The sequence below is a fragment of the Bradyrhizobium sp. SZCCHNGR1005 genome (assembly GCF_032489995.1).
In the GTDB taxonomy this organism is placed as follows: Bacteria; Pseudomonadota; Alphaproteobacteria; order Rhizobiales; family Xanthobacteraceae; genus Bradyrhizobium.
Genome location: NZ_JAUEZC010000013.1, coordinates 41,819 through 65,364, shown reverse-complemented (window position 1 = coordinate 65,364; position 23,546 = coordinate 41,819). Strand labels below are relative to the sequence as shown.

The 23,546-nt window shown below is 64.1% G+C and carries 24 protein-coding genes and 2 tRNA genes; 6 read left to right on the top strand and 20 right to left on the bottom strand.

What is annotated here, in order from left to right:
• Positions 1–8: 8 nt before the first annotated feature.
• The 14 genes from nuoK to QXZ85_RS31860 all read right to left on the bottom strand — a co-directional run bounded on the left by nuoK (position 9) and on the right by QXZ85_RS31860 (position 11,345).
• Positions 9–317: an NADH-quinone oxidoreductase subunit NuoK gene (gene nuoK, locus QXZ85_RS31925; protein ID WP_231324758.1), complete on the bottom strand. Its 309-nt coding sequence runs from the start codon at positions 315–317 to the stop codon at positions 9–11.
• Positions 314–952 carry an NADH-quinone oxidoreductase subunit J gene (locus QXZ85_RS31920; RefSeq protein ID WP_315703464.1) on the bottom strand — a complete coding sequence of 213 codons (639 nt, stop codon included), beginning with the start codon at positions 950–952 and terminating at the stop codon, positions 314–316. The genes nuoK and QXZ85_RS31920 overlap by 4 nt, the downstream gene beginning before the upstream one ends.
• A 9-nt stretch (positions 953–961) precedes the next feature.
• Positions 962–1,450 (bottom strand): NADH-quinone oxidoreductase subunit NuoI, encoded by a 489-nt coding sequence (gene nuoI, locus QXZ85_RS31915; RefSeq protein WP_315703463.1) that lies wholly within the window; start codon positions 1,448–1,450, stop codon positions 962–964.
• Positions 1,451–1,457: 7 nt separating this feature from the next.
• Positions 1,458–2,528, bottom strand: coding sequence for an NADH-quinone oxidoreductase subunit NuoH (gene nuoH / locus QXZ85_RS31910; protein WP_315703462.1), 1,071 nt, complete (start codon positions 2,526–2,528; stop codon positions 1,458–1,460).
• Positions 2,529–2,538: 10 nt separating this feature from the next.
• Positions 2,539–3,258 carry an aspartate/glutamate racemase family protein gene (locus tag QXZ85_RS31905; protein ID WP_315703461.1) on the bottom strand — a complete coding sequence of 240 codons (720 nt, stop codon included), beginning with the start codon at positions 3,256–3,258 and terminating at the stop codon, positions 2,539–2,541.
• 4 nt (positions 3,259–3,262) lie between these two features.
• Positions 3,263–5,332, bottom strand: coding sequence for an NADH-quinone oxidoreductase subunit NuoG (nuoG, locus tag QXZ85_RS31900; RefSeq protein WP_316175530.1), 2,070 nt, complete (start codon positions 5,330–5,332; stop codon positions 3,263–3,265).
• Between the two features lie 96 nt (positions 5,333–5,428).
• The gene (gene nuoF / locus QXZ85_RS31895) at positions 5,429–6,754 is read right to left on the bottom strand and encodes an NADH-quinone oxidoreductase subunit NuoF (RefSeq protein WP_316175532.1); all 1,326 of its coding nucleotides are present in this window, start codon (positions 6,752–6,754) and stop codon (positions 5,429–5,431) included.
• Between the two features lie 22 nt (positions 6,755–6,776).
• A complete protein-coding gene (locus QXZ85_RS31890; RefSeq protein WP_315703458.1) occupies positions 6,777–6,989 on the bottom strand; it encodes a hypothetical protein in 213 nt (70 codons plus the stop codon).
• On the bottom strand, positions 6,986–7,597 hold the full coding sequence (gene nuoE, locus QXZ85_RS31885) for an NADH-quinone oxidoreductase subunit NuoE (protein ID WP_315703457.1): 612 nt from the start codon (positions 7,595–7,597) through the stop codon (positions 6,986–6,988). Before nuoE ends, QXZ85_RS31890 begins: the two co-directional genes overlap by 4 nt.
• A 14-nt stretch (positions 7,598–7,611) precedes the next feature.
• Positions 7,612–8,571 carry an FkbM family methyltransferase gene (locus tag QXZ85_RS31880; protein ID WP_315743458.1) on the bottom strand — a complete coding sequence of 320 codons (960 nt, stop codon included), beginning with the start codon at positions 8,569–8,571 and terminating at the stop codon, positions 7,612–7,614.
• Positions 8,571–9,767 (bottom strand): NADH-quinone oxidoreductase subunit D, encoded by a 1,197-nt coding sequence (locus QXZ85_RS31875; RefSeq protein ID WP_315703456.1) that lies wholly within the window; start codon positions 9,765–9,767, stop codon positions 8,571–8,573. Before QXZ85_RS31875 ends, QXZ85_RS31880 begins: the two co-directional genes overlap by 1 nt.
• Positions 9,768–9,781: 14 nt before the next feature.
• On the bottom strand, positions 9,782–10,387 hold the full coding sequence (locus tag QXZ85_RS31870; RefSeq protein ID WP_315703455.1) for an NADH-quinone oxidoreductase subunit C: 606 nt from the start codon (positions 10,385–10,387) through the stop codon (positions 9,782–9,784).
• Positions 10,388–10,398: 11 nt separating this feature from the next.
• Positions 10,399–10,983 carry an NADH-quinone oxidoreductase subunit B family protein gene (locus QXZ85_RS31865; protein WP_315806621.1) on the bottom strand — a complete coding sequence of 195 codons (585 nt, stop codon included), beginning with the start codon at positions 10,981–10,983 and terminating at the stop codon, positions 10,399–10,401.
• A complete protein-coding gene (locus QXZ85_RS31860; protein ID WP_315703454.1) occupies positions 10,980–11,345 on the bottom strand; it encodes an NADH-quinone oxidoreductase subunit A in 366 nt (121 codons plus the stop codon). The genes QXZ85_RS31865 and QXZ85_RS31860 overlap by 4 nt, the downstream gene beginning before the upstream one ends.
• Before the next feature lie 618 nt (positions 11,346–11,963).
• Between QXZ85_RS31860 and QXZ85_RS31855 the strand changes: the two genes are divergently transcribed.
• Positions 11,964–12,161, top strand: a complete 198-nt coding sequence (locus QXZ85_RS31855; RefSeq protein ID WP_315769195.1) for a hypothetical protein — start codon at positions 11,964–11,966, stop codon at positions 12,159–12,161.
• 195 nt (positions 12,162–12,356) lie between these two features.
• On the opposite strand, the gene QXZ85_RS31850 is transcribed toward QXZ85_RS31855, so the two are convergent.
• Positions 12,357–12,433, bottom strand: a tRNA-Asp gene (locus tag QXZ85_RS31850).
• A gap of 346 nt (positions 12,434–12,779) precedes the next feature.
• Here QXZ85_RS31850 and pepT point away from each other — a divergent pair.
• Both pepT and QXZ85_RS31840 read left to right on the top strand, forming a co-directional pair.
• Positions 12,780–14,036 carry a peptidase T gene (gene pepT, locus QXZ85_RS31845; protein ID WP_315762950.1) on the top strand — a complete coding sequence of 419 codons (1,257 nt, stop codon included), beginning with the start codon at positions 12,780–12,782 and terminating at the stop codon, positions 14,034–14,036.
• 92 nt (positions 14,037–14,128) lie between these two features.
• Entirely contained in the window at positions 14,129–14,290 is a 162-nt protein-coding gene (locus QXZ85_RS31840; RefSeq protein WP_316175533.1) for a hypothetical protein, read from the top strand.
• 47 nt (positions 14,291–14,337) lie between these two features.
• Here QXZ85_RS31840 and QXZ85_RS31835 read toward each other — a convergent pair whose 3' ends face one another.
• The gene (locus QXZ85_RS31835) at positions 14,338–15,357 is read right to left on the bottom strand and encodes an FUSC family protein (RefSeq protein WP_316184934.1); all 1,020 of its coding nucleotides are present in this window, start codon (positions 15,355–15,357) and stop codon (positions 14,338–14,340) included.
• Between the two features lie 210 nt (positions 15,358–15,567).
• Between QXZ85_RS31835 and QXZ85_RS31830 the strand changes: the two genes are divergently transcribed.
• The gene (locus QXZ85_RS31830; protein ID WP_315703449.1) at positions 15,568–16,470 is read left to right on the top strand and encodes a LysR family transcriptional regulator; all 903 of its coding nucleotides are present in this window, start codon (positions 15,568–15,570) and stop codon (positions 16,468–16,470) included.
• A 92-nt stretch (positions 16,471–16,562) separates the two neighbouring features.
• The gene (gene lldD / locus QXZ85_RS31825) at positions 16,563–17,753 is read left to right on the top strand and encodes an FMN-dependent L-lactate dehydrogenase LldD (RefSeq protein ID WP_316175536.1); all 1,191 of its coding nucleotides are present in this window, start codon (positions 16,563–16,565) and stop codon (positions 17,751–17,753) included.
• A gap of 78 nt (positions 17,754–17,831) precedes the next feature.
• Here lldD and QXZ85_RS31820 read toward each other — a convergent pair whose 3' ends face one another.
• Both QXZ85_RS31820 and QXZ85_RS31815 read right to left on the bottom strand, forming a co-directional pair.
• The gene (locus tag QXZ85_RS31820) at positions 17,832–18,689 is read right to left on the bottom strand and encodes a class I SAM-dependent methyltransferase (protein ID WP_315769189.1); all 858 of its coding nucleotides are present in this window, start codon (positions 18,687–18,689) and stop codon (positions 17,832–17,834) included.
• Between the two features lie 96 nt (positions 18,690–18,785).
• Positions 18,786–20,036 carry a cytochrome P450 gene (locus tag QXZ85_RS31815; protein ID WP_315769187.1) on the bottom strand — a complete coding sequence of 417 codons (1,251 nt, stop codon included), beginning with the start codon at positions 20,034–20,036 and terminating at the stop codon, positions 18,786–18,788.
• A 323-nt stretch (positions 20,037–20,359) separates the two neighbouring features.
• Between QXZ85_RS31815 and QXZ85_RS31810 the strand changes: the two genes are divergently transcribed.
• Entirely contained in the window at positions 20,360–20,806 is a 447-nt protein-coding gene (locus QXZ85_RS31810) for a hypothetical protein (RefSeq protein WP_315703445.1), read from the top strand.
• Positions 20,807–20,887: 81 nt separating this feature from the next.
• Here QXZ85_RS31810 and QXZ85_RS31805 read toward each other — a convergent pair.
• Positions 20,888–20,964: transfer RNA gene (locus tag QXZ85_RS31805), tRNA-Val, on the bottom strand.
• Between the two features lie 141 nt (positions 20,965–21,105).
• Positions 21,106–23,532 (bottom strand): endopeptidase La, encoded by a 2,427-nt coding sequence (gene lon / locus QXZ85_RS31800; RefSeq protein WP_315703444.1) that lies wholly within the window; start codon positions 23,530–23,532, stop codon positions 21,106–21,108.
• Positions 23,533–23,546 lie beyond the last annotated feature (14 nt).

The window sequence follows — 23,546 nt, the reverse complement described above, 5'->3', positions numbered from 1 at the left end:
CCATGCGCTTAGCCCTTCATCAGATTGACGTCTTCGACCGCGATCGAGCCGCGGTTGCGGAAATAGACCACCAGCACCGCAAGGCCGATCGCGGCCTCCGCCGCCGCGACCGTGAGCACCAGCAACGCGAACACCTGCCCGACGATGTCGCCGAGGAAGGTCGAGAACGCCACCAGGTTGATGTTGACCGCGAGCAGGATCAGCTCGATCGACATCAGGATGACGATGATGTTCTTGCGGTTCAGGAAGATGCCGAGGATGCCAAGCGTGAACAGCATCGCCGCGACCGAGAGATAATGTCCGAGCCCGATGGTCATTTCACCCACTCCGCCGCGTCAGCGTCCTGCAGCCCCTGCCCGACCGCGACCTTGCGTATCGCCATCGCCATCTCAGGCGTGCGCGCATTCTGCGCCTCGATGCTCTGCCGCTTGACGTTCGCCTTGTGGCGCAGCGTCAGCACGATCGCGCCGATCATCGCCACCAGAAGCACCATGCCCGCAAGCTGGAAGTACTGGATATACTTCGTATAGAGCACGAGCCCGAGCGCCTCGGTATTGCTCACATTGGTCGGGATCGCGGCCGTGATGGCCCTGGGCTTGGCGGGATCGATCACCCAGTACGAGACGGTCAGCAGCAGTTCGAACAGGAAGATGCCGCCGATCACGAGCCCGATCGGCATGTACTGCAGGAAGCCCTCACGCAGTTCGGTGAAGTCGACGTCGAGCATCATGATCACGAACAGGAACAACACCGCGACCGCGCCGACATAGACCACGACCAGGATCATCGCCAGGAACTCGGCCCCCATCAGCACGAACAGGCCGGAGGCGTTGACGAAGGTAAGGATGAGGTAGAGCACCGAGTGCACGGGGTTCTTCGAGACGATCACCATCACGGCGGACGCCACGCAGACCGCCGCGAACAGGTAGAAGAAAAGCGCTGGCAGGATCATCGAACGACCTCAGCGATACGGCGCGTCGAGCGCGATGGCTTTGGAGATTTCGCGCTCCCAGCGGTCGCCATTGGCGAGCAGCTTGGCCTTGTCATAATAGAGCTCCTCGCGGGTCTCGGTCGCGAATTCGAAGTTCGGCCCTTCGACGATCGCATCCACCGGGCAGGCCTCCTGGCACAGGCCGCAATAGATGCACTTCACCATGTCGATGTCGTAGCGCACGGTGCGGCGGGTGCCGTCGTTGCGGCGGGGACCGGCCTCGATGGTGATCGCCTGTGCGGGACAGACCGCCTCGCAGAGCTTGCAGGCGATGCAGCGCTCCTCGCCGTTCGGATAGCGGCGCAGCGCGTGCTCGCCGCGGAAGCGCGGGGAGATCGGATTCTTCTCGAACGGATAGTTGATGGTCGGCTTCGGCTGGAAGAAGTAGCGCATGGCGAGGAAGAACGCCGAAACGAACTCCGACAGCAGCAGCGAGCGGGCGGTGGCGTTGATGTTCATGAAAGCCTCATTGTGGGGCGATGCCGGCGAAATGCAGCACGCCCGCCACCAGCACCACCATCGCCAGGGAGAGCGGCAGGAACACTTTCCAGCCAAGCCGCATCAACTGGTCGTAGCGGTAGCGCGGCACGATCGCTTTCGCCATCGCGAACAGGAAGAACATGAAGAAGAGTTTCAGCGCGAACCAGATCACGCCGGGAATCCAGGTGAAGGGCGGCAGCGCCACCGGCGGCAGCCAGCCCCCTAAGAAGAGGATCGTCGCCAACGCGCACATCGTTGTGATCGCGACATACTCGCCGAGCATGAACAGCAGATACGGCGTCGAGCCGTATTCGACCATGAAGCCGGCGACCAGTTCCGATTCCGCCTCGACCAGATCGAACGGCGGCCGGTTGGTCTCGGCCAGCGCCGAGACATAGAACACCACGAACATCGGAAACAGCGGCCAGACATACCAGTTCAGGATGGTCAGCTGCGGCAGGCCGATCAGGCTGGCGAGCCCGCGGGTGTTCTGCGCTTCGACCACGGCCGAGAGGTTCAAGGTGCCGGCGCAGAGCAGCACGGTGATGATGACGAAGCCGATCGAGACCTCATAGGACACCATCTGCGCCGCCGAGCGCAGCGCGGCCAGGAACGGGTATTTCGAGTTCGACGACCAGCCGGCCATGATGATGCCGTAGATCGACAGCGACGAGATCGCGAAGATGAAGAGAATGCCGACATTGATGTCGGCGATCGCCCAACCGAGATTGGTCGGGATCACCGCCCAGGCGGCCAGCGCCAGCACGCAGGAGACCAGCGGCGCCAGCAGGAAAACACCCTTGTTGGCGCCGGCCGGGATGATCGGCTCCTTCAGCACGAACTTGAGCAGGTCGGCGAAAGACTGCAGCAGTCCCCACGGCCCGACCACGTTGGGACCGCGCCGGATCTGCACCGCCGCCCAGATCTTGCGGTCGGCCAGCAGGATGTAGGCGATCGCGATCAGGAGCACGACGAGCAGCAGCACGCTCTCGGCGACCATGATGATCAAGGGCCAGAGAAAGCCGGTCCAGAACGCGCTTGCAAAGAAATCAGCCATCAGGTCACGCTCACTCCGCTGCTTGGGCGGTGGGGACGACGCCGAGTGCGACGTCGACCGCGGCATCGGCATGGATCAGGGTGGTGTCGAATACCGGAAGCGGCGTGTTGCGCTCGTCGAGCAGCATACCGACCTCCGTGCAGCCAAGGATCAAGCAATCGGCGCCCTTGTCCTTTAGCCGGCGGGCGACGTCAACGTAAGCCTGCCGCGAAGTCTCGCAGACTCGGCCGACGCACAGTTCATCATAGATGATCCGATGGACCTGCGCCCGATCGGCCTCATCGGGGATAACGCTATCCAGACCAAACTTGTCGCGCAGCCGGCCGGTGTAAAAATCCTGCTCCATCGTGAAGCGCGTCGCCATGATCGCAGGCCGGCGCAGGCCGATCTCGCGGATCTTCTGCCCCGTCGCGTCGGCGATGTGCAGGAACGGCACGTTGGTCGCAGCCTCGATCGCGTCCGCCACCTTGTGCATGGTATTGGTCGCGAGAACCAGCACCTCCGCGCCGGCCGCTTCGAGACGCCTGGCGACCCCGGCGAGGCGGGCGCCCGCCTCGTCCCAGCGCCCCTCCGCCTGCATCTGGGCGATCGGGGCGAAATCGACCGACCACATCAGGATCTCGGCCGAATGCAATCCGCCCAGCACGGCACGCACGCGCGCGTTCAACCGCGCATAATAATGCGCAGTCGATTCGCAGCTCATGCCGCCGATCAGGCCGATCACCTTCACGAACTTACTCCGCTGCCACGAGCACGCGCCCCGCGGCGAGACGGGAGCATTCCGCCATCACCGCCGAAGCCCGCGCGATCGGGTTGGTCAGATAGAAGTCTTGGACCAGAGGCTTGAACGCCGCCTTTTCCAGGCTGCCGCCCTTGCCTGCCAGGGTCTTGATATCAGCAATCAGGCCCGATTCGATCTGATCGATGCGAGCGAGACGGGGCACCGCCTTGAAGATCGCAGCGCGCAGCGCCGCCAGCGAGTCGTAAGGCAGCTTCTTGGCCAGCGCGTCCGACAGCGCGCGGATGATCGCCCAGTCCTCGCGCGCCTCACCCGGCGGAAATGACGCCCGGCCCGTCATCTGGACCCGGCCTTCCGTGTTGACGTAGATGGCGGATTTCTCGGTGTAGGCCGCGCCAGGCAGGATGACGTCGGCGCGATGCGCCCCGCGGTCGCCATGCGTTCCGACATAGACCGTGAACACGCCTTCGGGCACATCGACCTCATCGGCCCCGAGCAGGAACAGCACGTCCATCGTGCCGAAAGTCGTCATCTGGGCCACCGTCAGGCCGGTGCCGACGAAGCCGATGTCGAGCGCGCCGACGCGCGAAGCGGTGTCGTGCAGCACCGCGAACCCATTCCAATCGTCCCGCACGGCATTGGCATCGAGCGCCAGCTTCGCCGCCTGCGCCAGAATCGCTGCGCCGTCATGGCGCGCGGCAGCGCCGGCGCCGACCAGCACGATCGGGTTCTTGGCGTTCTTGAGGACGGAGGCAAAGGAGTGCTTGCCGGAGATGACACTGCTCAAGGAATCGGTGCCGGCGCCGATATGCTCGTAAGGATAGGTGAGACCGGCCTGCGGGCCGATCAGGCCGACCTTGAGCTGGCCGGAACGCCAGCGCTTGCGGATGCGCGCATTGAGCACTGCGGCTTCCTTGCGCGGGTTGGCGCCGACGATCAGGATCGCATCGGCCTGCTCGATGCCGGCGATGGTCGGATTGAAAATATAGGACGCGCGGCCCGCTTTCGGATCGAAGCTGTCGCCGCCCTGCACGGCGACGTTGGTCGAACCGAGCTTGGCAAGCAGCTCCTTCAGCGCGAACATCTCTTCGACCGCGGCAAGATCGCCGGCGATGGCGCCGATCCGCTTGCCGTCGATACGCGCAAGCTTGCTGGCGATCGCGTTGAAGGCCTCCGGCCAGGTCGCCGCGCGCAGCTTGCCGCCCTCGCGGACATAGGGCCGATCGAGACGCTGGGTGCGCAGCCCGTCGACGACATGGCGCGCCTTGTCGGAGATCCACTCCTCGTTCACGGCATCGTTGATACGCGGCAGGATCCGCATCACCTCGCGGCCGCGGGTGTCGACGCGGATCGCCGAGCCGAGCCCGTCCATCACGTCGATCGACTGGGTCTTGCCGAGCTCCCAGGGACGCGCCGCAAAAGCATAGGGCTTCGACGTCAGCGCGCCGACCGGGCAAATGTCGACCAGATTGCCCTGCAGCTCGGAGCTCAGCGCCTGCTCCAGATAGGTCGTGATCTCCATGTCCTCGCCACGGCCGATCGCGCCCATCTCCGGCACGCCGCACACTTCCGCCGAGAAGCGGACGCAGCGCGTGCACTGGATGCAGCGGTTCATCGAGGTCTTGACCAGCGCGCCGAGATATTTGTCCTCGACTGCGCGCTTGTTCTCGGCGAAGCGGCTGGTGTCGACACCATAGCCCATCGCTTGGTCCTGCAGGTCGCACTCGCCGCCCTGGTCGCAGATCGGACAGTCCAGCGGATGGTTGATGAGAAGGAACTCCATCACGCCTTCGCGCGCCTTCTTCACCATCGGCGAACGGGTGGAAACCTCCGGCGGCTCGCCGTTTGGCCCTGGACGGCAGTCGCGCACGCCCCAGGCGCAGCTCGCGACCGGCTTCGGGCCGCCCTTCACCTCGACCAGGCACATGCGGCAATTGCCGGCGATCGACAGCCGCTCGTGATAGCAGAAGCGCGGGATTTCAGCGCCGGCCGCCTCGCACGCCTGAAGCAGCGTGTACTCCGGCGGAACATCGATCTCTTTGCCGTCGATGATGATCTTGGTCATCGCCTCACATCTCTCTCAATGCGTGTCCGCGCGGGCCGCGCGCCTGTCCGGCGCGGTGCACGTACGAATGTTCTGCTGCGGCTCCGCGTGCATCGCCTACTCCGCAGCGACCATCTGCTCGGGATCGCGCACGCCAACGTCGTCGATATCAGCCTTATGCGAATACTGGTCGATCCGCGCTTCGATCTCGTGCCGGAAATGCGTGATCAGGCCCTGGATCGGCCAGGCCGCGGCATCGCCGAGCGCGCAGATGGTGTGGCCCTCGATCTGCTTGGTGACCTCCAGCAGCATGTCGATCTCGCGCTTGTGCGCGCGGCCCTCGGCCATGCGCGTCAGCACCCGCCACATCCAGCCTGTGCCTTCGCGGCACGGCGTGCACTGGCCGCAGCTCTCATGCTTGTAGAAATAGGAGATGCGCGCGATCGCGCGGATCAGGTCGGTCGACTTGTCCATCACGATCACGGCGGCAGTGCCGAGGCCCGAGCGCAGCTTGGAGAGGCTGTCGAAGTCCATCGGCGTGTCGATGATCTGCTCGGCCGGCACCATGCGCACCGACGAGCCGCCGGGAATGACGGCCTTCAGATTGTCCCAGCCGCCGCGGATGCCGCCGCAATGCTTCTCGATCAGCTCGCGGAACGGAATGCCCATCGCCTCTTCGACGTTGCAGGGCCGCTCGACATGGCCGGAGATGCAGAACAGCTTGGTGCCGACATTGTTCGGGCGGCCGATCCCGGCGAACCAAGCTGCGCCGCGGCGCAGGATGGTCGGCGCCACCGCGATCGACTCGACATTATTCACCGTGGTCGGGCAGCCATAGAGGCCGACATTGGCCGGGAATGGCGGCTTCAGCCGCGGCTGTCCCTTCTTACCCTCCAGGCTTTCCAGCAGCGCCGTCTCCTCGCCGCAGATATAGGCGCCGGCGCCGTGCGCGACGTAGAGATCGAACGGCCAGCCATGGATGTTGTTCTTGCCGATCAGGTTGGCCTCATAGGCTTGGTCGATCGCCGCCTGCAGCCGCTCGCGCTCGCGAATGAATTCGCCGCGCACATAGATGTAGCAGGCATGCGCGCCCATCGCGAAGCTCGCGATCAGGCAGCCCTCCACCAGATGATGCGGATCGTGCCGCATGATCTCGCGGTCCTTGCAGGTGCCCGGCTCGGACTCGTCGGCGTTGACCACCAGATAGCTCGGCCGGCCATCCTTCGATTCCTTCGGCATGAAGGACCACTTCAAGCCGGTCGGGAAGCCGGCGCCGCCGCGTCCGCGCAGGCCGGAGGCTTTCATCTCGTTGATGATCCAATCGCGGCCCTTCTCGATCAGCGCCTTGGTGCCGTCCCAGCTGCCGCGCCGGCGTGCGCCTTCGAGCCCCCAGTCCTGGAGGCCGTAGAGGTTGGTGAAGATGCGGTCCTTGTCGGCGAGCATGATCAGACAGCTTCCTCAAATATCAGCGGTTGGATTGCATGTAGGCGAGGCCGGCGGCGCAGCCGCCGAACACAACAACCCACAGCAGGCTGGTTTCAAGCGATGCGTTGAGCACGAAGCGCTGCAGCGCGAACATGAAGACGGCGGCGGTCCCCGTGTGCAGGGCAATGGTGCGCCAGCTCTTCATCGCGCCGTTCCCCGCTTCGGCTGAGCGTGATGTCGGAAGACGGCTCATGTCGTCTCCTTCAGCGTGGTCGGACCGCCCGCCGGGGCCGAGAACTGCCGCCCGTTCTGCGGTCCTGGCTGCGGCGGATTGCCGGTCGCGAAGCCGTCCAGCACCTTGCCGAAGCTCTCGGGCGTCAGATCCTCGTAGGTATCCTTCCAGATCTGCACCATCGGCGCGTTCACGCAGGCACCGAGGCACTCGACCTCCTCCCAGCTGAAGTCGCCGTCCTTGGAGACGTGGAAAGGATCGTGATGGATGCGGTGCTTGCAGACTTCGATCAGCTCTTCGGCGCCGCGCAGCCGGCACGGCGTGGTACCGCAGACCTGAACGTGCGCCTTCTTGCCGACCGGCTGCAGCTGGAACATCGTGTAGAAGGTCGCGATCTCCAGCATGCGGATGTAGGGCATGTCGAGCATGTCGGCGACGGCGCGGATCGCCGCTTCCGAGACCCAGCCCTCGTTCTGCTCCTGCGCCCGCCACAGGATCGCGATCGCAGCCGAAGCCTGCCGGCCTTCGGGATATTTCGCGATCTGGGCCTTGGCGAATGCAAGGTTCTCGTCCGTGAACGTGAAGCTCTCGGGCTGCAATTCCTTGGGGGCAAGACGGCGGACGGACATGGCGCTTCAGTCTTTCATTGCATGCGGCGCGCAGCACCGGCATTGAGCGCATCGATGCGCTCCTGCCAGAAGGCGCTCGCGGTGCCGAACACGTTGTAGCCAACGTGGGTGGAAACCTTGATGCGGTCGAGAATCGAGAGCTCCCTGACCGTCTCGAGCCGGCCGCTATCGGGATCATAGACGATCAGCTGCAGCGGCGTCTGATCGAGGATGTAGCGCGACACCGTGTGGTTGCGGTCTTGGCCGTGCTCCTCGCACAGGATCATGCTGTCGGTGGCGAGCAGCCGCGCGCCGCCCTTGATCGCCTCGATCTCGACGCCCTCGACGTCGAGCTTGATCAGGTACTTGCCCGAGGCTGCAATCTTGCCGTCGTCGATGAGATCATCGAGCGCGATCACCGGTACCTGCTCGCCGCCGCCGGCATGGCCGGCGATGCTGAACGCTTCGTGCTTGGTGCCGGTGAGGTTTGCAGTGCCGCGCGCGGCTCCGATCGCACACGGCATCACCTCGAAGCGGTCGCCGTTGACGCGGGCATTGTTGGCGAGCTTGGCGAAGTTCTTAGACGATGGCTCGATCGCGATCACCCGATGAGACCCGAACGGCGCGCTCGACACCAGGACCGACCAGTAGCCGTAATTGGCGCCGCAATCGATGAAGGTGTAGTCGACGTCGACAGCGCCGAGAAACAACAGTTCGAGCTCGTCCTCGTAAGTGTAGGACCGGTTGAGCAGCTTGCTCCAATAGCCATCGCCATAGGGAAACTCGAACACCGCGTCCGAGTTGAGCTTGATGGCGATGTTGCGCTCGGGCAGCGTCTTGCGCAGGAGATTGGCGCAGGAATTGTAGCCGCGATGCGAGAAATGCGAGGAGATCTTCGAGCCGGTCGCCAGCGCCAGCGCAGCCGTGCGTTCCCACAGGTTCGCTCCATCGAGCGCTCCTGAGGCACGATCGAACTGGATCGGCGCAGGACCCATCACCGATCGACCTCTCCGAACACGATGTCGAGCGAGCCGAGAATGGCCGAGACGTCGGCGAGCAGATGCCCGCGGCAGATGAAATCCATCGCCTGCAGATGGGCAAAGCCCGGCGCGCGGATCTTGCACTTGTAGGGCTTGTTGCTGCCGTCCGAGACCAGGAACACGCCGAACTCGCCCTTCGGCGCTTCGACCGCGACATAGACCTCGCCGGCCGGCACGTGCACGCCCTCGGTGTAGAGCTTGAAATGATGGATCAGCGCTTCCATCGAGCGCTTCATCTCGCCGCGGCGCGGCGGCGAGATCTTGTTGTCGGTGATCAGCACCGGCCCCTGCCCGTCCGGCGCGCGCAGTTTCGCGATGCACTGCTTCATGATGCGCACGGACTGCCGCATCTCTTCCATGCGGATCAGATAGCGGTCGTAGCAGTCGCCGTTCTTGCCGATCGGGATGTCGAAATCCATCTCGGCATAGCATTCATAGGGCTGCGCCTTGCGCAGGTCCCAGGCCGCGCCCGAACCTCGCACCATGACGCCGGAGAAGCCCCATTCCCAGGCCTGCTTCAGGCTCACCACGCCGATATCGACGTTGCGCTGCTTGAAGATGCGGTTGCCAGTGAGCAGACGGTCGAGATCGTCGACCACCTTGAGGAACGGATCGCACCAGGCATCGATGTCGTCGATCAGCTTCGGCGGCAGGTCCTGATGCACGCCGCCGATGCGGAAATAGGCCGCGTGCATGCGCGAGCCGGAGGCGCGCTCATAGAACACCATCAGCTTCTCGCGCTCTTCGAACCCCCACAGCGGCGGGGTCAGCGCGCCGACGTCCATCGCCTGGGTCGTGACGTTCAACAGGTGCGACAGGATACGGCCGATCTCGCAATAGAGCACGCGGATCAATTGCCCGCGGCGCGGCACCTCGATGCCGAGCAACTTCTCCGCCGCAAGGCAGAAGGCATGCTCCTGATTCATCGGCGCGACGTAGTCGAGCCGGTCGAAATAGGGAATCGCCTGCAGGTAGGTCTTGGCCTCGATCAGCTTCTCGGTGCCGCGGTGCAGAAGGCCGATATGCGGATCGACGCGCTCGACCACCTCGCCGTCGAGTTCGAGCACCAAGCGCAGCACGCCGTGCGCGGCCGGATGCTGCGGCCCGAAATTGATGGTGAAGTTGCGAAGGGCGGGGCTCTGCTCATTCATGCTCGCACTCCCACTCACTTCGTTGCCTTCTCGTCGCCCGGCAGCGGATAGTCCGCACCTTCCCAGGGCGACAGGAAATCGAACTTGCGGAATTCCTGATTGAGCCGCACCGGCTCGTAGATCACCCGCTTCTCCGCGTCGTCGTAGCGGACCTCGACGAAGCCGGTCATCGGGAAGTCCTTGCGCAGCGGATGGCCGTCGAAGCCGTAATCCGTCAGCAGCCGGCGCATGTCGGGATGGCCGATGAAGATCACGCCGTAGAGGTCGTAGGCCTCGCGCTCGAACCAGTCGGCACCCGGGAACACTTCGATGATCGAAGGCACCTGCGTAGTCTCATCGGCCTGCGCCTTGAGGCGGATGCGGGCGTTCAGCGTCGGCGACAGCAGATGATAGACCACGTCGAAACGCTTCTCGCGCTCGGGATAGTCGACGGCGGTGACGTCGGTGAGGTTGACGAAGCGGCAGGCTGGATCGTCGCGCAGATAGGTCACGACCTCGACGATCCGGCTCGGCTCCACATCGATTGTGAGCTGATTGAACGCGATCGAATGTCCCGTCGCCGCGCCCGGGAGCGCGCTAACGATCGTCTGCCCAAGGGCGTCGAGCTTGCCGTCGTCCATGCGAAAAACCTTCAGCGTTCGATCGTGCCGGTGCGCCGGATCTTCTTCTGCAGGAGCAGAACACCATAGAGCAGCGCTTCCGCGGTCGGCGGGCACCCGGGCACGTAGATGTCGATGGGAACGATGCGATCGCAGCCGCGGACCACCGAATACGAATAGTGATAGTAGCCCCCGCCATTGGCGCAGGAGCCCATCGAGATGACGTAGCGTGGCTCAGGCATCTGGTCGTAGACCTTGCGCAGCGCCGGCGCCATCTTGTTGGTCAAGGTGCCCGCGACGATCATCACGTCGGACTGGCGCGGCGAAGCGCGCGGTGCAAAGCCGAAGCGCTCCACATCGTAGCGCGGCATCGAGACCTGCATCATCTCGACCGCGCAGCAGGCCAGGCCGAACGTCATCCACATCAACGACCCGGTGCGGGCCCAGGTGATGAGATCGTCAGCGGCGGCGACGAAAAATCCCTTGTCCGACAGCTCGTGGTTGACCTCGAGGAAATACGGGTCGTTGGCACCAATCGGCTTGCCGGTCGCGGGATCGAGAATGCCCTTGGGGGCCGGAGCGATCACCGGCCCGGTTCCGGACGTGGTCGGGCTCAATCCCATTCAAGCGCGCCTTTCTTCCACTCGTAGGCAAACCCGACCGTCAGCACGGCCAGGAACACCAGCATCGACCAGAAGCCGGTGGCGCCGAGCTTGCCGAAGGCCACCGCCCACGGGAACAGAAAAGCCACTTCGAGGTCGAAGATGATGAAAAGGATGGCAACCAGGTAGAAGCGAACGTCGAACTTCATCCGGGCGTCATCGAATGCATTGAAACCGCATTCATAGGCCGACAGCTTTTCCGGATCCGGCTGCTGGAAGGCCACCAGGAACGGGGCGATCAACAGCGCCAGCCCGATCAGGGTCGCGACACCTATGAACACGACAAGAGGAAGATAATTCTGGAGGATGCCGGTCATCGGCGTGACTTTCCTCTGCGGTTTTCGGGACCGGACCGCAGACTCGCTGCATTGGAATTGTTCTGAGCCTTAGCGCAGCGCACCAAGCCGCGCAAGACAAGCTATCTTGACGCCGTCATGCCTTCCCCACATTGCGGCTCGCCCACACGATCCAGCTACGACAGACGGCCCGGCCACGTGTCTCGCGCAACGCGGCACGCAGCACCAACTGCAACCGGAAGGCCCTCGACACTGGAGCGGGCGAGTGCCCCGTCCTCCAAGAGCTGACAAGTGCCGAGGCCACGTTGCGACGGGATGCTACGCACTCCAATCGGCTGAGGATTGCGCCAGATCGGGGGGGATCAATGATGGCCCGCGGAGGGGCGCTCAAAAAGCCAGCCCGTCCGCGACAGGGAGTAACGTGGTAGCGACGGACGCGTAATCAAGATCGGCGCGGATTACAAACCGGCCCCCTCTGTCCGCGGCCTGCGGCCGCCGCGCGTGGCTGTCCGCGACAGCCTGTGACGAATTGGAAAGGCAGATGAAATCATTTTGAGGGAGCGAAGAAACCGGTTCGAAACAAGCGGGCGGTAAGTGTCTAGCCAATAAATCGGCGCTGCAAGACGCCGGGAGGCTGAGATGAACCACTCCATCCATTCCGCCGATCGTGCGACCCACCTGAAGATCGTGGTAGTGGCGCTGGTGGCGGCCGTCGCGGTGACGGCGTTCGGCATCGCCGCCCGTTCCACCGTCGACAACAGCCAGACCGCCGCCCGCGTCATCAAGGCCGGCAAGCCGGTCGTGATCACCAGCTCGGAGAGCGCGATGATGCGCTAAGCGCCCGGCGCACGGCATCAGATTCGCAACAAGAGATTCGCAAAATGGCCGCCGCTCGGGCGGCCTTTTTCATGCCTGACCGCTTCCAACATTGAAGCCGAGGCGGCACAGCGGACGCGCAAAGGCCAGCGCCAAACAGCGTTCGCGCACAAACGAGACGACAGGACGGATGGGATTGCTAAGCCATTGAAAACATGGCGCGAGAGACGGGGCTCGAACCCGCGACCTCCGGCGTGACAGGCCGGCGCTCTAACCAACTGAGCTACTCCCGCGCGATCGCGAAACCCCGCGGAGAGCCGGGACTTAAAGGGGCGATCTATCGAAGTCAAGGACAATGACACGCCCTGTGGGAAGCTTGCCCAACCTGGCGTCCCGCACGCGCCGTAAGCCGGTCAGCCAGGTCCCCAATCGTCCGGAACGCGCGCCGCCTCCCTTGCTTGAGGCGAACCGGTTCCGGTCACGGCAGCGAGAAGATCGCCTTCCGCGCCGCCCGGGGAGCCTGCCGGACCGATCTGGCGGAGCCCCGATTCCACCCAGACCCAAGTGTCTCGGCGACATACCGGCCAGCAGACTGCTATACCGCCAGCCCCGCTCCCTTTCACTCCGCCGTGGTTCAGCATGCCCAGCCCTTCCCTCGCCTTCACCCACACCGTCACCGAACGCCTGCTGCGTTATGTCGTGATCGATACTCAGTCCGACCCGAACTCGCCGACCTGCCCGTCCACGGCGAAGCAAAAGGATCTCGGGCGCGTGCTCGCCGCCGAATTGCAGGCGATGGGGCTCGCCGATGCCCATCTCGACGCGCACGGCTATGTTTATGCGACGATCCCCGCCAACACCGACAAGCGCGTTCCGGTCATCTGCTTCTGCTCACATATGGACACCGCGCCGGACTGCACCGGCGCCAACGTCAGGCCGCAGCTCGTGCGCAACTACCAGGGCGCCGATATCGTGCTGCCGGGCGATCCGAGCCAGGTGATCCGCGCCGCCGATCATCCAGCGCTCAAGGACCAGATCGGCCATGACATCATCACCACCGACGGCACCACGCTGCTCGGCGCCGACAACAAGGCCGGGATCGCCGAGATCATGGATGCGGCCCATTTCCTGGTGAACAATCCGCAGGTGAAGCACGGCACCATCAAGATCCTGTTCACGCCGGACGAGGAAATCGGCCGCGGCGTCGACAAGGTCGACCTGAAGAAGCTCGGAGCCGATTTCGGCTACACCATGGACGGCGAGACCGCCGGCACCGTCGAGGACGAGACCTTCTCCGCCGACGGGGCCAGCATCACCATCACCGGCGTCAGCGCCCATCCCGGCTTCGCCAAGGGCAAGATGGAGCACGCGATCAAGATCGCCGCCGACATCGTCGCGCGCCTGCCGAAAGAGACCTGCTCGCCCGAGACGACCGAGGGCAAGGAGGGCTTCCTGCATCCGGTCGCCATTTCCGGCGCTCTCGAACAGGCGCGGCTGGACTTCATCGTGCGCGACTTCACCACGGAGGGCCTCAAGCAGAAGGAGGCGCTGCTCGAGGACATCGTCAGAGGCGTGATGAAGGACTATCCGCGCTCCAGCTACCGGATGGAGATCAAGGAGCAGTATCGCAACATGAAGCAGGTGATCGATCGCCATCCCGAGATCGTCACCTATGCCGAAGACGCGATCCGGCGCGCCGGGCTCGAACCTGTCCGGACGTCGATCCGCGGCGGCACCGACGGTTCGCGGCTGTCCTTCATGGGGCTGCCCTGCCCGAACATCTTCGCCGGCGAGCACGCCTTCCACTCCCGCCAGGAATGGGTCAGCGTGCAAGACATGGAGAAAGCGGTCCAGACCATCGTCCATCTGGCGATGATCTGGGAAGAGCGGGCCTGAGCGGAAGCCGGCGCCAGCTCGCGCCGCGGCAGAAGTCGAAGCCGGAACTATCACGTCCTCCGCGTTGTTGCCTCAACAACGCGGAGGACATCATGCCCAAGGAGAATGACCTCGAGGGACCGCAGGACGTGGGCGGCAAGCATGGCGGCCAGGCTGGCATGCCGAAACCGACGGAGCGGCCCGATCCACGCAAGACCGAGCGGTCTAGCGACGTCCCCGAACAGGAAGGGTCGAAGAAAGCAGACCGGACCTGAGCCGTTTGTCGTGACGGGATGGGTCGAGACCGTTCCCGATCAGCGGATCAGCGTCGGCGCGCAGTCCTGATCCGCTTCCGGCTTGCAGCCGCCAACAGGAAAGACAGGCAGGCCGCGAGCGCAACAAGGCTGCCGACAATGTTGTCCGCAGTCCGCGCCCCGGCCGCCCAGCGCGCAGCCTCCGGGAAGACAAGCTCCGTCACGACGACGAAGAGCGGCGTCAGAAACACGACGAACAGCGTGTAATTGACCGCGCGCAAGGCAATCGTGGCCGTCGCCAGCGGGAGCACCAGCCAGATCAATGCCGTCGGCTGGCTCAGCTTCGCGCTGACCAGGAAGGCGACAGCGCCGCCAAAGATGCTGCCGAGCACACGTTCCAGCGTGCGCGGCCAGGAAGTCCGCGCATCCATGTTGGTGACGACAACGGCAGCCATGGTCGCCCATTGCGGAAACAGCAACGAGGCGCCATGTGCGGCCATGTAAGTGATGAGGACGGTTGCCCCTGATAGGCCGGCATGGGCCATCGATCCCTTGCGCCAGCCGTGACTTCGCTGATGAGCTGAATTTGTCGCCAGTGAGTTCGTCGTCAGGTCGGCCTTTTCCAGCACATGCAGGCTGGCCATTCGCAGCAGCAGTGCGAGACCGCCGCCACAAACAAAAGCCATCGCGACGCCGGGAGCATCGGAAATTCGGGCCGGTTGCTCGGCGGCAACGACCGCCACGACGGCGGTCAGCACGCCGACATTCGCCATCCCGGGCCACAGCGAGCCGAGATAGATGCAGAGCGAGACAAGCGCAGCTATCATGATCCCGGTGCCGAGCGACCCCGGCACGGCACTGGCGGCGACGAGCACGGCTATGAATGTGCCGGAGAGCGCGAAGATCGCCATGGCACACAGCCGCGATCTCGGCGCGGCGCGGTTGTCGGCCAGGCATGTCCAGAACGCGGCATAGGCTCCCCAAGCCGCTTGAGGCTCGGGCGACACGAGCGCCAGGACGACCATCAACGTCACCGCAAGCCCGCCGGACGCGCCGTCGAGCAGCGCGAACTCGCCGGGCCGGATCAAGAAGCCTCGCCGGTGCAAGAACCGCACGGCTTGCCGTGTCCGAGTGCGTGTGCGCCCGCGCCATGACCGGCGGCTGGCTCGCCGTGTCAGCGACGTCTGAAGAGAGGCCATGGTCGTTCTCGATCCGGGTTCCGGTGGACCATGTAGCCTTGATGGCATCAACGCCAAACTGACTTGTATGACTAGATTCTATTCTATATTGGAATGCTCATGGAGTTCAGAACCCTCCGAGCCTTTGTCGAAGTGGTCCGCCAGGGTGGCTTCTCCCATGCGGCCAAGACGGTGTTCGCGACTCAATCCACCGTCAGCAAAGCAGTGAAACAACTGGAAGAGGAACTCGGCGCTCCGCTGCTCGACCGGATTGGCCACAAGGTCCGGCTTACCGCGTTCGGAGAGATCGTTTATCCGCGCGCAGTACGGCTGCTGACGGAGCGAAGCGACCTTTTGGCCGAGCTGGAGGAATTGCGCGGTCTCAAGCGCGGAACTCTGCGCATCGGACTTCCGCCGGTTGGGAGCAGCCGCATCTTCGCTCCCCTCCTCGCGCGCTATCGGAGCGCCTATCCGGACATCGACGTGCAACTGGCGGAGCATGGCGGCGACCGTCTGGCCGACCTTGTTCGCGGCGGCGAGCTGGAGCTGGCGGCGACCGTTTATCCGGAGGAATCGGAGTTCGAGTTTCTGGACGTGCGGCGGGAGCCGCTGGTCGCGCTCCTTGCCTGCGACCACCCGCTGGCCGGCGCCGGCGCGATCGACCTCGGCGCGCTCAAGCACGAGCCCTTCATCCTGTTCGCCGAAGGATTCGCGATCAGCCGCATGATCATGGATGGCTGCCTGCGGCATGGGTTCGAACCCGTGATCGCCGCGCGCAGCAGCGAGGTACAGTTTCTGATCGAGTTGGCCGCTGCCCGATTGGGCATCGCGTTCCTGCCGCGCCTTCTGGCGGAGCAGGCCGACGCGCGCCGCGTGAGCGCGGTGCTGCTGGCCGAGCCGAACACGGAATGGCGGCTGGCCATGATCTGGCGACGAGGCGCCTTCCTCTCGCACGCAGCGCGCGCGTGGCTCGAGATGCTGCGGTCGGCGGTCCATCGGGCTGACTATTCTGAACGCGACTAGAGCGTAGTCGTACGTTTCATTTCTCATTGGGTTCGCCAGTCCCCTATCTTTCGCGTCGCGGGCATGGGCTCGCAATCAGCGAGGATTGGCGGATGATCATCTCGTCACCAACCGATTATCGAGAAGCCGCGCGCCGGCGACTGCCGCGATTCCTGTTCGACTATATCGATGGCGGCGCGGTCACTGAGCGCACGATGGCGAGCAACGTCGAGGCGTTGCAGTCGATCGCGCTACGCCAGCGCGTGCTGCAAGGCGCCGGCGCCCCTACCCTCGCCACGGAGATCCTCGGCAGCAAGTGGTCCATGCCTGTCGGGTTGGGCCCCGTCGGCGCGACCGGCATGTATGCCCGGCGCGGCGAGGTACAGGCCGCGCGCTCCGCCGCAGCGTTCGGCATCCCCTATGCCCTGTCGACCGTATCGGTCTGCCCGATCGAGGAGGTCGCGACCGGCGCCGATGGGGAGCTATGGTCGCAGCTCTACGTTCTCAAAGATCGCGGCTATATGCGCAACGCGCTGGAGCGGTCCTGGGCCGCCGGAATGAAGACACTCCTATTCACGGTCGACATGCCGACCCCCGGCTCTCGCTACCGTGACCGCCACTCGGGAATGTCGGGCCCCGTCGCGCGGCTCCGGCAGTATATCCAGGCGACCGCACATCCGCGCTGGGCAATGAGTGTCGGCCTCTTCGGCCGGCCGCTCTCGTTCGGCAATATCGAAGCATATACCGGCCGGCACATGAGCATGGCCGATTACATGGGCTTCCTGGGCCAGAATTTCGACCCGGCAATCAGCTGGAAGGATCTTGAATGGATCCGCGACAGCTGGAAGGGCAAGCTCATCCTCAAGGGCATACTCGATCCCCACGATGCGCGCGATGCGGTGCGTTTCGGCGCTGACGCAATCGTTGTCTCGAACCATGGCGGCCGTCAGCTTGACGGTGCAATGCCGAGCGCGCGTGCGCTGCCGGCCGTGGCGCAAGCGGTCGGGAGCGAGCTCGCCGTGCTGGCCGATTCCGGTGTGCGCTCTGGCCTGGATGTGGTCCGCATGCTTGCGCTGGGAGCAAAAGGTGTGCTTCTCGGGCGCGCCTACATCTATGCCCTGGCGGCAGACGGTCAGCGCGGGGTCGCCAATCTGCTCGAACTGTTCGCTGCGGACATGCGGGTGACGATGACGCTGACCGGGGCGAAGTCGCCAGACGAGATCACGCGAGACAGCCTCGCCGAAGCCGACCGCCACATCAAAGATGAGCTTGAGCGGGTCCGAGCGCTCAGGCCAGTCGCTTGATCCCTTCGGTCTCCTGGTGAGCGCCCGGTCGCCAGCCGCCCACGCGGCGAGAACTGCCGTCGCTGGCGTCAAGCTCATTTACGCCCGCGCCGTGACCAGCCAGATCGAGCCCGGCAGCATCACGCTGGCGCCGCGCAGATGAGGCGCGAGCGTCTCTCGAACCGACTGCCGCGCCGCCTCGCGCAAGTCGTCGGGCTGCCCCTGCAAGGCCCGGCTCGCCGGGCCGATCTCGAGCGCCGATTGCACCGCGGCGTCCAGTCCCTGGCCGATTGCCACATCCAGCGAGAGCGGACACGCCTCCATCGTCACGTCGGCAAAGCCGGCTTCCCCAAGGATACGCCTGACGCGCTCTTCCGACGCGAACGCAAATGGACCGGGATCCTCCGGCGCCACCTCAGGCATTTTGGGCACATGGCGGTAGACGGCGTGTAGTGGCGCCATCATCCAGGGATTTTGCTTCGGCTCGCGCCAGCACGCAAAGACCATACGGCCCGAGGGCTTGAGCGCCCGGCGCAGATTGGCGAACGAGACGACGGGCTCGGCGAAGAACATCACGCCGAAACGCGACACCAAGAGATCGAAGCTTTCAGGCGCAAACGGGTAGACCGTCGCATCCGCCAATTCGAACTGCACCGGCAGCCCGGCCGGCGCAGCCTCCTGCGCACGGGCCAGCATCGGCGCCGAAATGTCGATCCCGAGCACGAGGCCATCCGGCACAACCTGCTTGGCGAGCGCGATCGCGAGTCCGCCGCAGCCGCAACCGATATCGAGGATGCGATCTCCCGACTTGGCCCGGATGCGCTCGATCAGGATCTGCGACACCGGCGCGAGCAGGATGTCCTGCGCGGCCTGGCGATCGGACCAGCGCTGGCCGCCCGGACCGTTCCAATAGGCGATCTGATCGGCGTTGCGTTCGTGACCAGAGGGAAGTTGCATGGCGTATAATCCGCGCGCTTGTGACGAAGGCCCTCCAATCGCGCATGTGCGGCCCGGTCATGTCAAGCCGCATGCCGGGCAGACGACAACTCGCGATCAGCGCGGCGCAATCAGCATCGGCAGGCCGTTCGCGGGGCGTAACGTGATCTTCTGCTGCGGCCACACCTTGGCGCCGGGGGCCAGCTTCAGATCGAAATGCTGCACGATGGTCGCCAGAACCAGCGTGGCTTCCTGCAGCGCGAAGGATGCGCCGATGCAGGTGCGCGGGCCGGCGCCGAACGGCAGATAAGCGTAGCGGGTGATCCTTGCTTTCGCCTCGGGCAAGAAGCGCGTCGGATCGAACTCGTCCGCCCTCTCCCATAATGTACGATGGCGATGCAGCACGTAGGGCGAGATCACGGCCAGTGCCCGCCTTGGCAAAACATCTGGTCCGACCTGGTCGGCCTGCTCCGCCGACCGGCTGAGCGCGGCAATCGGCGGATAGAGCCGCAAGGCCTCCTCGATCACCGCGCGGGTCACCACCAGCCGGTCGACGAGCCCCTCATGGGGGCCGCCAAATTCACGATCCGCCTCCCGGCGCACCTTGCCCTTCCATTCGGGGGATTGGGAGAGCAGGAGCAGGAACAGGGACCAAGCCAACGTGTTGGCGGTGGTTTCGTGGCCCGCCGACAGAAAGGTCAGGATGTTCGAGCGTACCTCGGCGCGGCTCATGGGCCGCCCGGTCGATGGATCGAGTGCGCGCAACAACAACGTCAGCAGGTCGGCAGCCGGTCCGGGCCGTTGGGAAAAGCCGAGGCGTCGCCGCCGTGCCGCGATGATCTGGTCGATGACGCCCTCGAAATAGCCCATGGCCTGCTTGAGCCGCTTCCGCCCCGGCCGCGGCACGACATCCGGCACACCGAACAGATCGAGCGCGCCGATCCGGCCGATCGTTGCAAAATAGGTGTTCATCGCCAGTCGGAATTCGTCGATGTCGCTGGACAGACCGTCCGAGAAGATCGTCAGCGCCAGCACGTTCAGGGTGAGCAGCGTCATCTCCGCCGCGACATCGATGACCTCGCCCGGCGCAAGAGCGCGCCAGCGTTCCACCAATCCCCTGCCCGCCGACAGCATGGCGGCGGTGAGGCCGATCACGGTGCGGCGTGCAAATAAGGGTGCTAGCGTGCGGCGCTGGATGTCCCAGCGCTCGCCTTCGACGCTCAAGAGGCCGTCGCCGAGTCCGACAGCAAGGATGCGGCGCTGGATCGGGTCCTTGCGATAATTGGCGGGGTTGTCGACCAGCACATGCTTGATCGCGGCAGGATCGTGCACCAGCCACGCATCCGCGAAGGGCAGCTTGACCCGCACGATCGGCTACTCGAAGAAATCCGCACTCCAGCATTCCAACGGGTTGCGCTTGAGCGTGGCCAGGAGCCTGAACAGCCCCAACCGGGCCGCGGGCGGCACTGGCGCCGGCGGCCGAAACGCCCCCGCGACGGCTTCTGACACGAACGACATACGCAAACAAAGCCCCAGCCAAACGACCGGGCAAACGCAAAACTGTAACGGAAGTTCCAGTTCGCAAACCTTCCCGCGAGATTGGATGAAACGAAAATATGCGCGATGGAATCGCGGTACGTATCTGATTGCGGTAGAGGGGAATCGTTTTTTGATTTTGAAGGGGGATTAAAGTGAGGGACCTTGCTCGAATTGGTGCAATTGCCGTCTTGCTGGCCCTGACGTCCAACGCAGGCGCTCAATATCTCGGCAATTATTCGGCGAACCGCTACGACCCAAACTCTACGGGAAACCGCTTTGGCGCAGGCAATCCTTACAATCCCAACAGTATAAACAACCCGTACGGACAGTATGGCAGTCCATATGGCAACAGATCTGCAAATAATCCTTACGCCACCGACGCCCCTAAACTCTACGACAACGATGGAAATTACCGAGGACGCCTGAGCAGCAACCCTTACGACCCCGACTCGGTCTCAAATCCGTATGGTCGTTACGGGAGCCCGTATTCTCCCGACAGCATCAATAACAAGTTCGGTTCCGGCAATCCTTACTCTCCCGACAGCCCGACCAACCCGTATGGACAGGGTCTCCGGATCCAGGGTGGTGATGACGACTAGTTCCTAGACGGGCAGGCCGGCCAGCGCTTGCCCCGATGCTCTGGTCCGTTGCGGAGATTTTGCGCCGTGTAACCGAGACAGTGGTGGGCGGTGAGAGATTCGAACTCCCGACCCTCTCGGTGTAAACGAGATGCTCTAACCAGCTGAGCTAACCGCCCGAACGACCGCCTCTTTACCCTCTGCCCGCGGCCCGATCAATCGTCAGGCCCGACGATCGGCCCCCTTATCTCGTCGATGCGGCGCCCTCGCTGAAACAAAAACGGCGCCCGGAGGCGCCGTTTCGTTCATCTCGTTCGATCTTAGTGTGCGGTCAGGCCACCGGCGGCTTCGTCGCCCTCAGCGGCATTCACCGGCACCTTGGCATCCTCTTCCCAGACGATCGGCACCGGCTTGCGCACCAGGGCGCGAGCGACGACGTCGTCGAGGCGGGCGACCGGAACGATCTCCATACCGCCCTTGATCGCATCGGAAATCTCCGTGAGATCCTTGGCGTTGTCTTCGGGGATCAGCACCGTCTTGATGCCGCCGCGGGCAGCAGCCAACAGCTTCTCCTTCAGGCCGCCGATCGGCAGCACCCGTCCGCGCAGCGTGATCTCACCGGTCATCGCGACATCGTGGCGGACCGGGATGCCGGTCATGACCGAGATGATCGCGGTGGCCATCGCCACGCCGGCCGAGGGGCCGTCCTTCGGGGTCGCCCCCTCCGGCACGTGGACGTGGATGTCACGCCGATCGAACATCGGCGGCTCGATGCCGTAGTTGATCGCACGCGACCGGACGTAAGACGCCGCCGCCGAGATCGACTCCTTCATGACGTCGCGCAAATTGCCCGTCACCGTCATCTTGCCTTTGCCGGGCATCATGACGCCTTCGATGGTGAGCAGTTCGCCGCCGACATCGGTCCAGGCCAGGCCTGTAACGATTCCGACCTGATCGTCCTGTTCGATCTCGCCGAAGCGATATTTCGGAACACCCAGGAAGTCCTCAAGGGTCTTCTCGGTGACCTTCACCGACTTCTTCTTCGAGATCATCAGCTCCTTCACCGCCTTGCGGGCCAGTGTCGAGAGCTCACGCTCGAGGTTGCGCACGCCCGCTTCGCGGGTGTAGCGGCGGATCATCAGCAGCAACGCGTCGTCGTCGATCGACCATTCCTTGGAGTCCAGGCCATGCTTCGACAGCGCGCTCGGGATCAGATGCTTGCGCGCGATCTCCACCTTCTCATTCTCGGTGTAGCCCGCGATCCGGATGATCTCCATGCGGTCCATCAGCGGCCCCGGAATATTCAGCGTATTCGCGGTCGTGATGAACATCACGTTGGACAGATCGTAGTCGACCTCGAGATAGTGATCGTTGAAGGTCGTGTTCTGCTCGGGGTCGAGGACCTCCAGCAGCGCGGATGACGGGTCACCCCGGAAATCTGAGCCCATCTTGTCGATCTCGTCCAAGAGGAACAGCGGATTCGAGGTCTTCGCCTTCCGCATCGACTGGATGATCTTGCCGGGCATCGAACCGATATAGGTCCGGCGGTGACCGCGGATCTCGGCCTCGTCACGCACGCCGCCCAGCGAGACACGCACGAACTCGCGCCCCGTGGCCTTGGCGATCGATTTGCCGAGCGAGGTCTTGCCGACGCCGGGAGGGCCGACCAGGCACAGGATCGGGCCGGTCAGCTTGTTGGCGCGCGACTGCACCGCCAGGTACTCGACGATGCGGTCCTTGACCTTCTCCAGCCCATAGTGGTCCGCATCCAGCACCGCCTGGGCGGCCTCCAGATCCTTCTTCACCTTGGACTTCTTGTTCCACGGGATCGACAACAGCCAATCCAGGTAGTTGCGCACGACGGTCGCTTCCGCGGACATCGGCGACATCTGACGCAGCTTCTTCAATTCGTGCTGCGCCTTCTCGCGCGCTTCCTTGGAGAGCTTGGTCTTGTTGATGCGCTCTTCCAGATCGGCGAGCTCGTCGCGGCCGTCCTCGTCGCCCAGCTCCTTCTGAATGGCCTTCATCTGCTCATTCAGGTAGTACTCGCGCTGGGTCTTCTCCATCTGGCGCTTGACGCGCGAACGAATCCGCTTCTCGACCTGCAGCACCGAGATCTCGCTCTCCATCAGACCCAGCACCTTCTCCAGGCGCGTGGTGACGGACAGCGTCTCCAGGATGCCCTGGCGATCGGCGATCTTGACGGCGAGGTGCGAAGCGACGGTATCGGCCAGCTTGCCGAAATCGGTGATCGACTGAACGACGCCGACGACCTCAGCCGAGATCTTCTTGTTCAGCTTCACATAGCTCTCGAAATCCGAGACCACGGACCGCGCCAGCGCTTCGGCCTCCACCGACTTAGCGTCGGTATCCTCAAGCGCGACGGCGGTCGCTTCATAATAATCGGCCCGGTCGGTGTACTTCTCGACGCGCGCGCGCTCCAGGCCTTCGACCAGGACCTTCACGGTGCCATCGGGCAGCTTCAGCAGCTGCAGAACGCTTGCAAGCGTACCGGTCTCGTAGATCGCATCCGCAGCTGGATCGTCATCGGACGCATTCTTCTGCGTCGCCAGCATGACCAGCGCGTCGTTCTTCATCACCTCTTCGAGCGCGCGAATCGATTTCTCGCGGCCAACGAACAGCGGCACGATGTTGTGCGGGAAGACGACGATGTCGCGGAGCGGAAGCACCGGATAGGCGTGGCTTTCGCCATAGACGATGGTTGGCCGGGGTTTAGGGGTGGTCATGGCCTGTTCCTTTT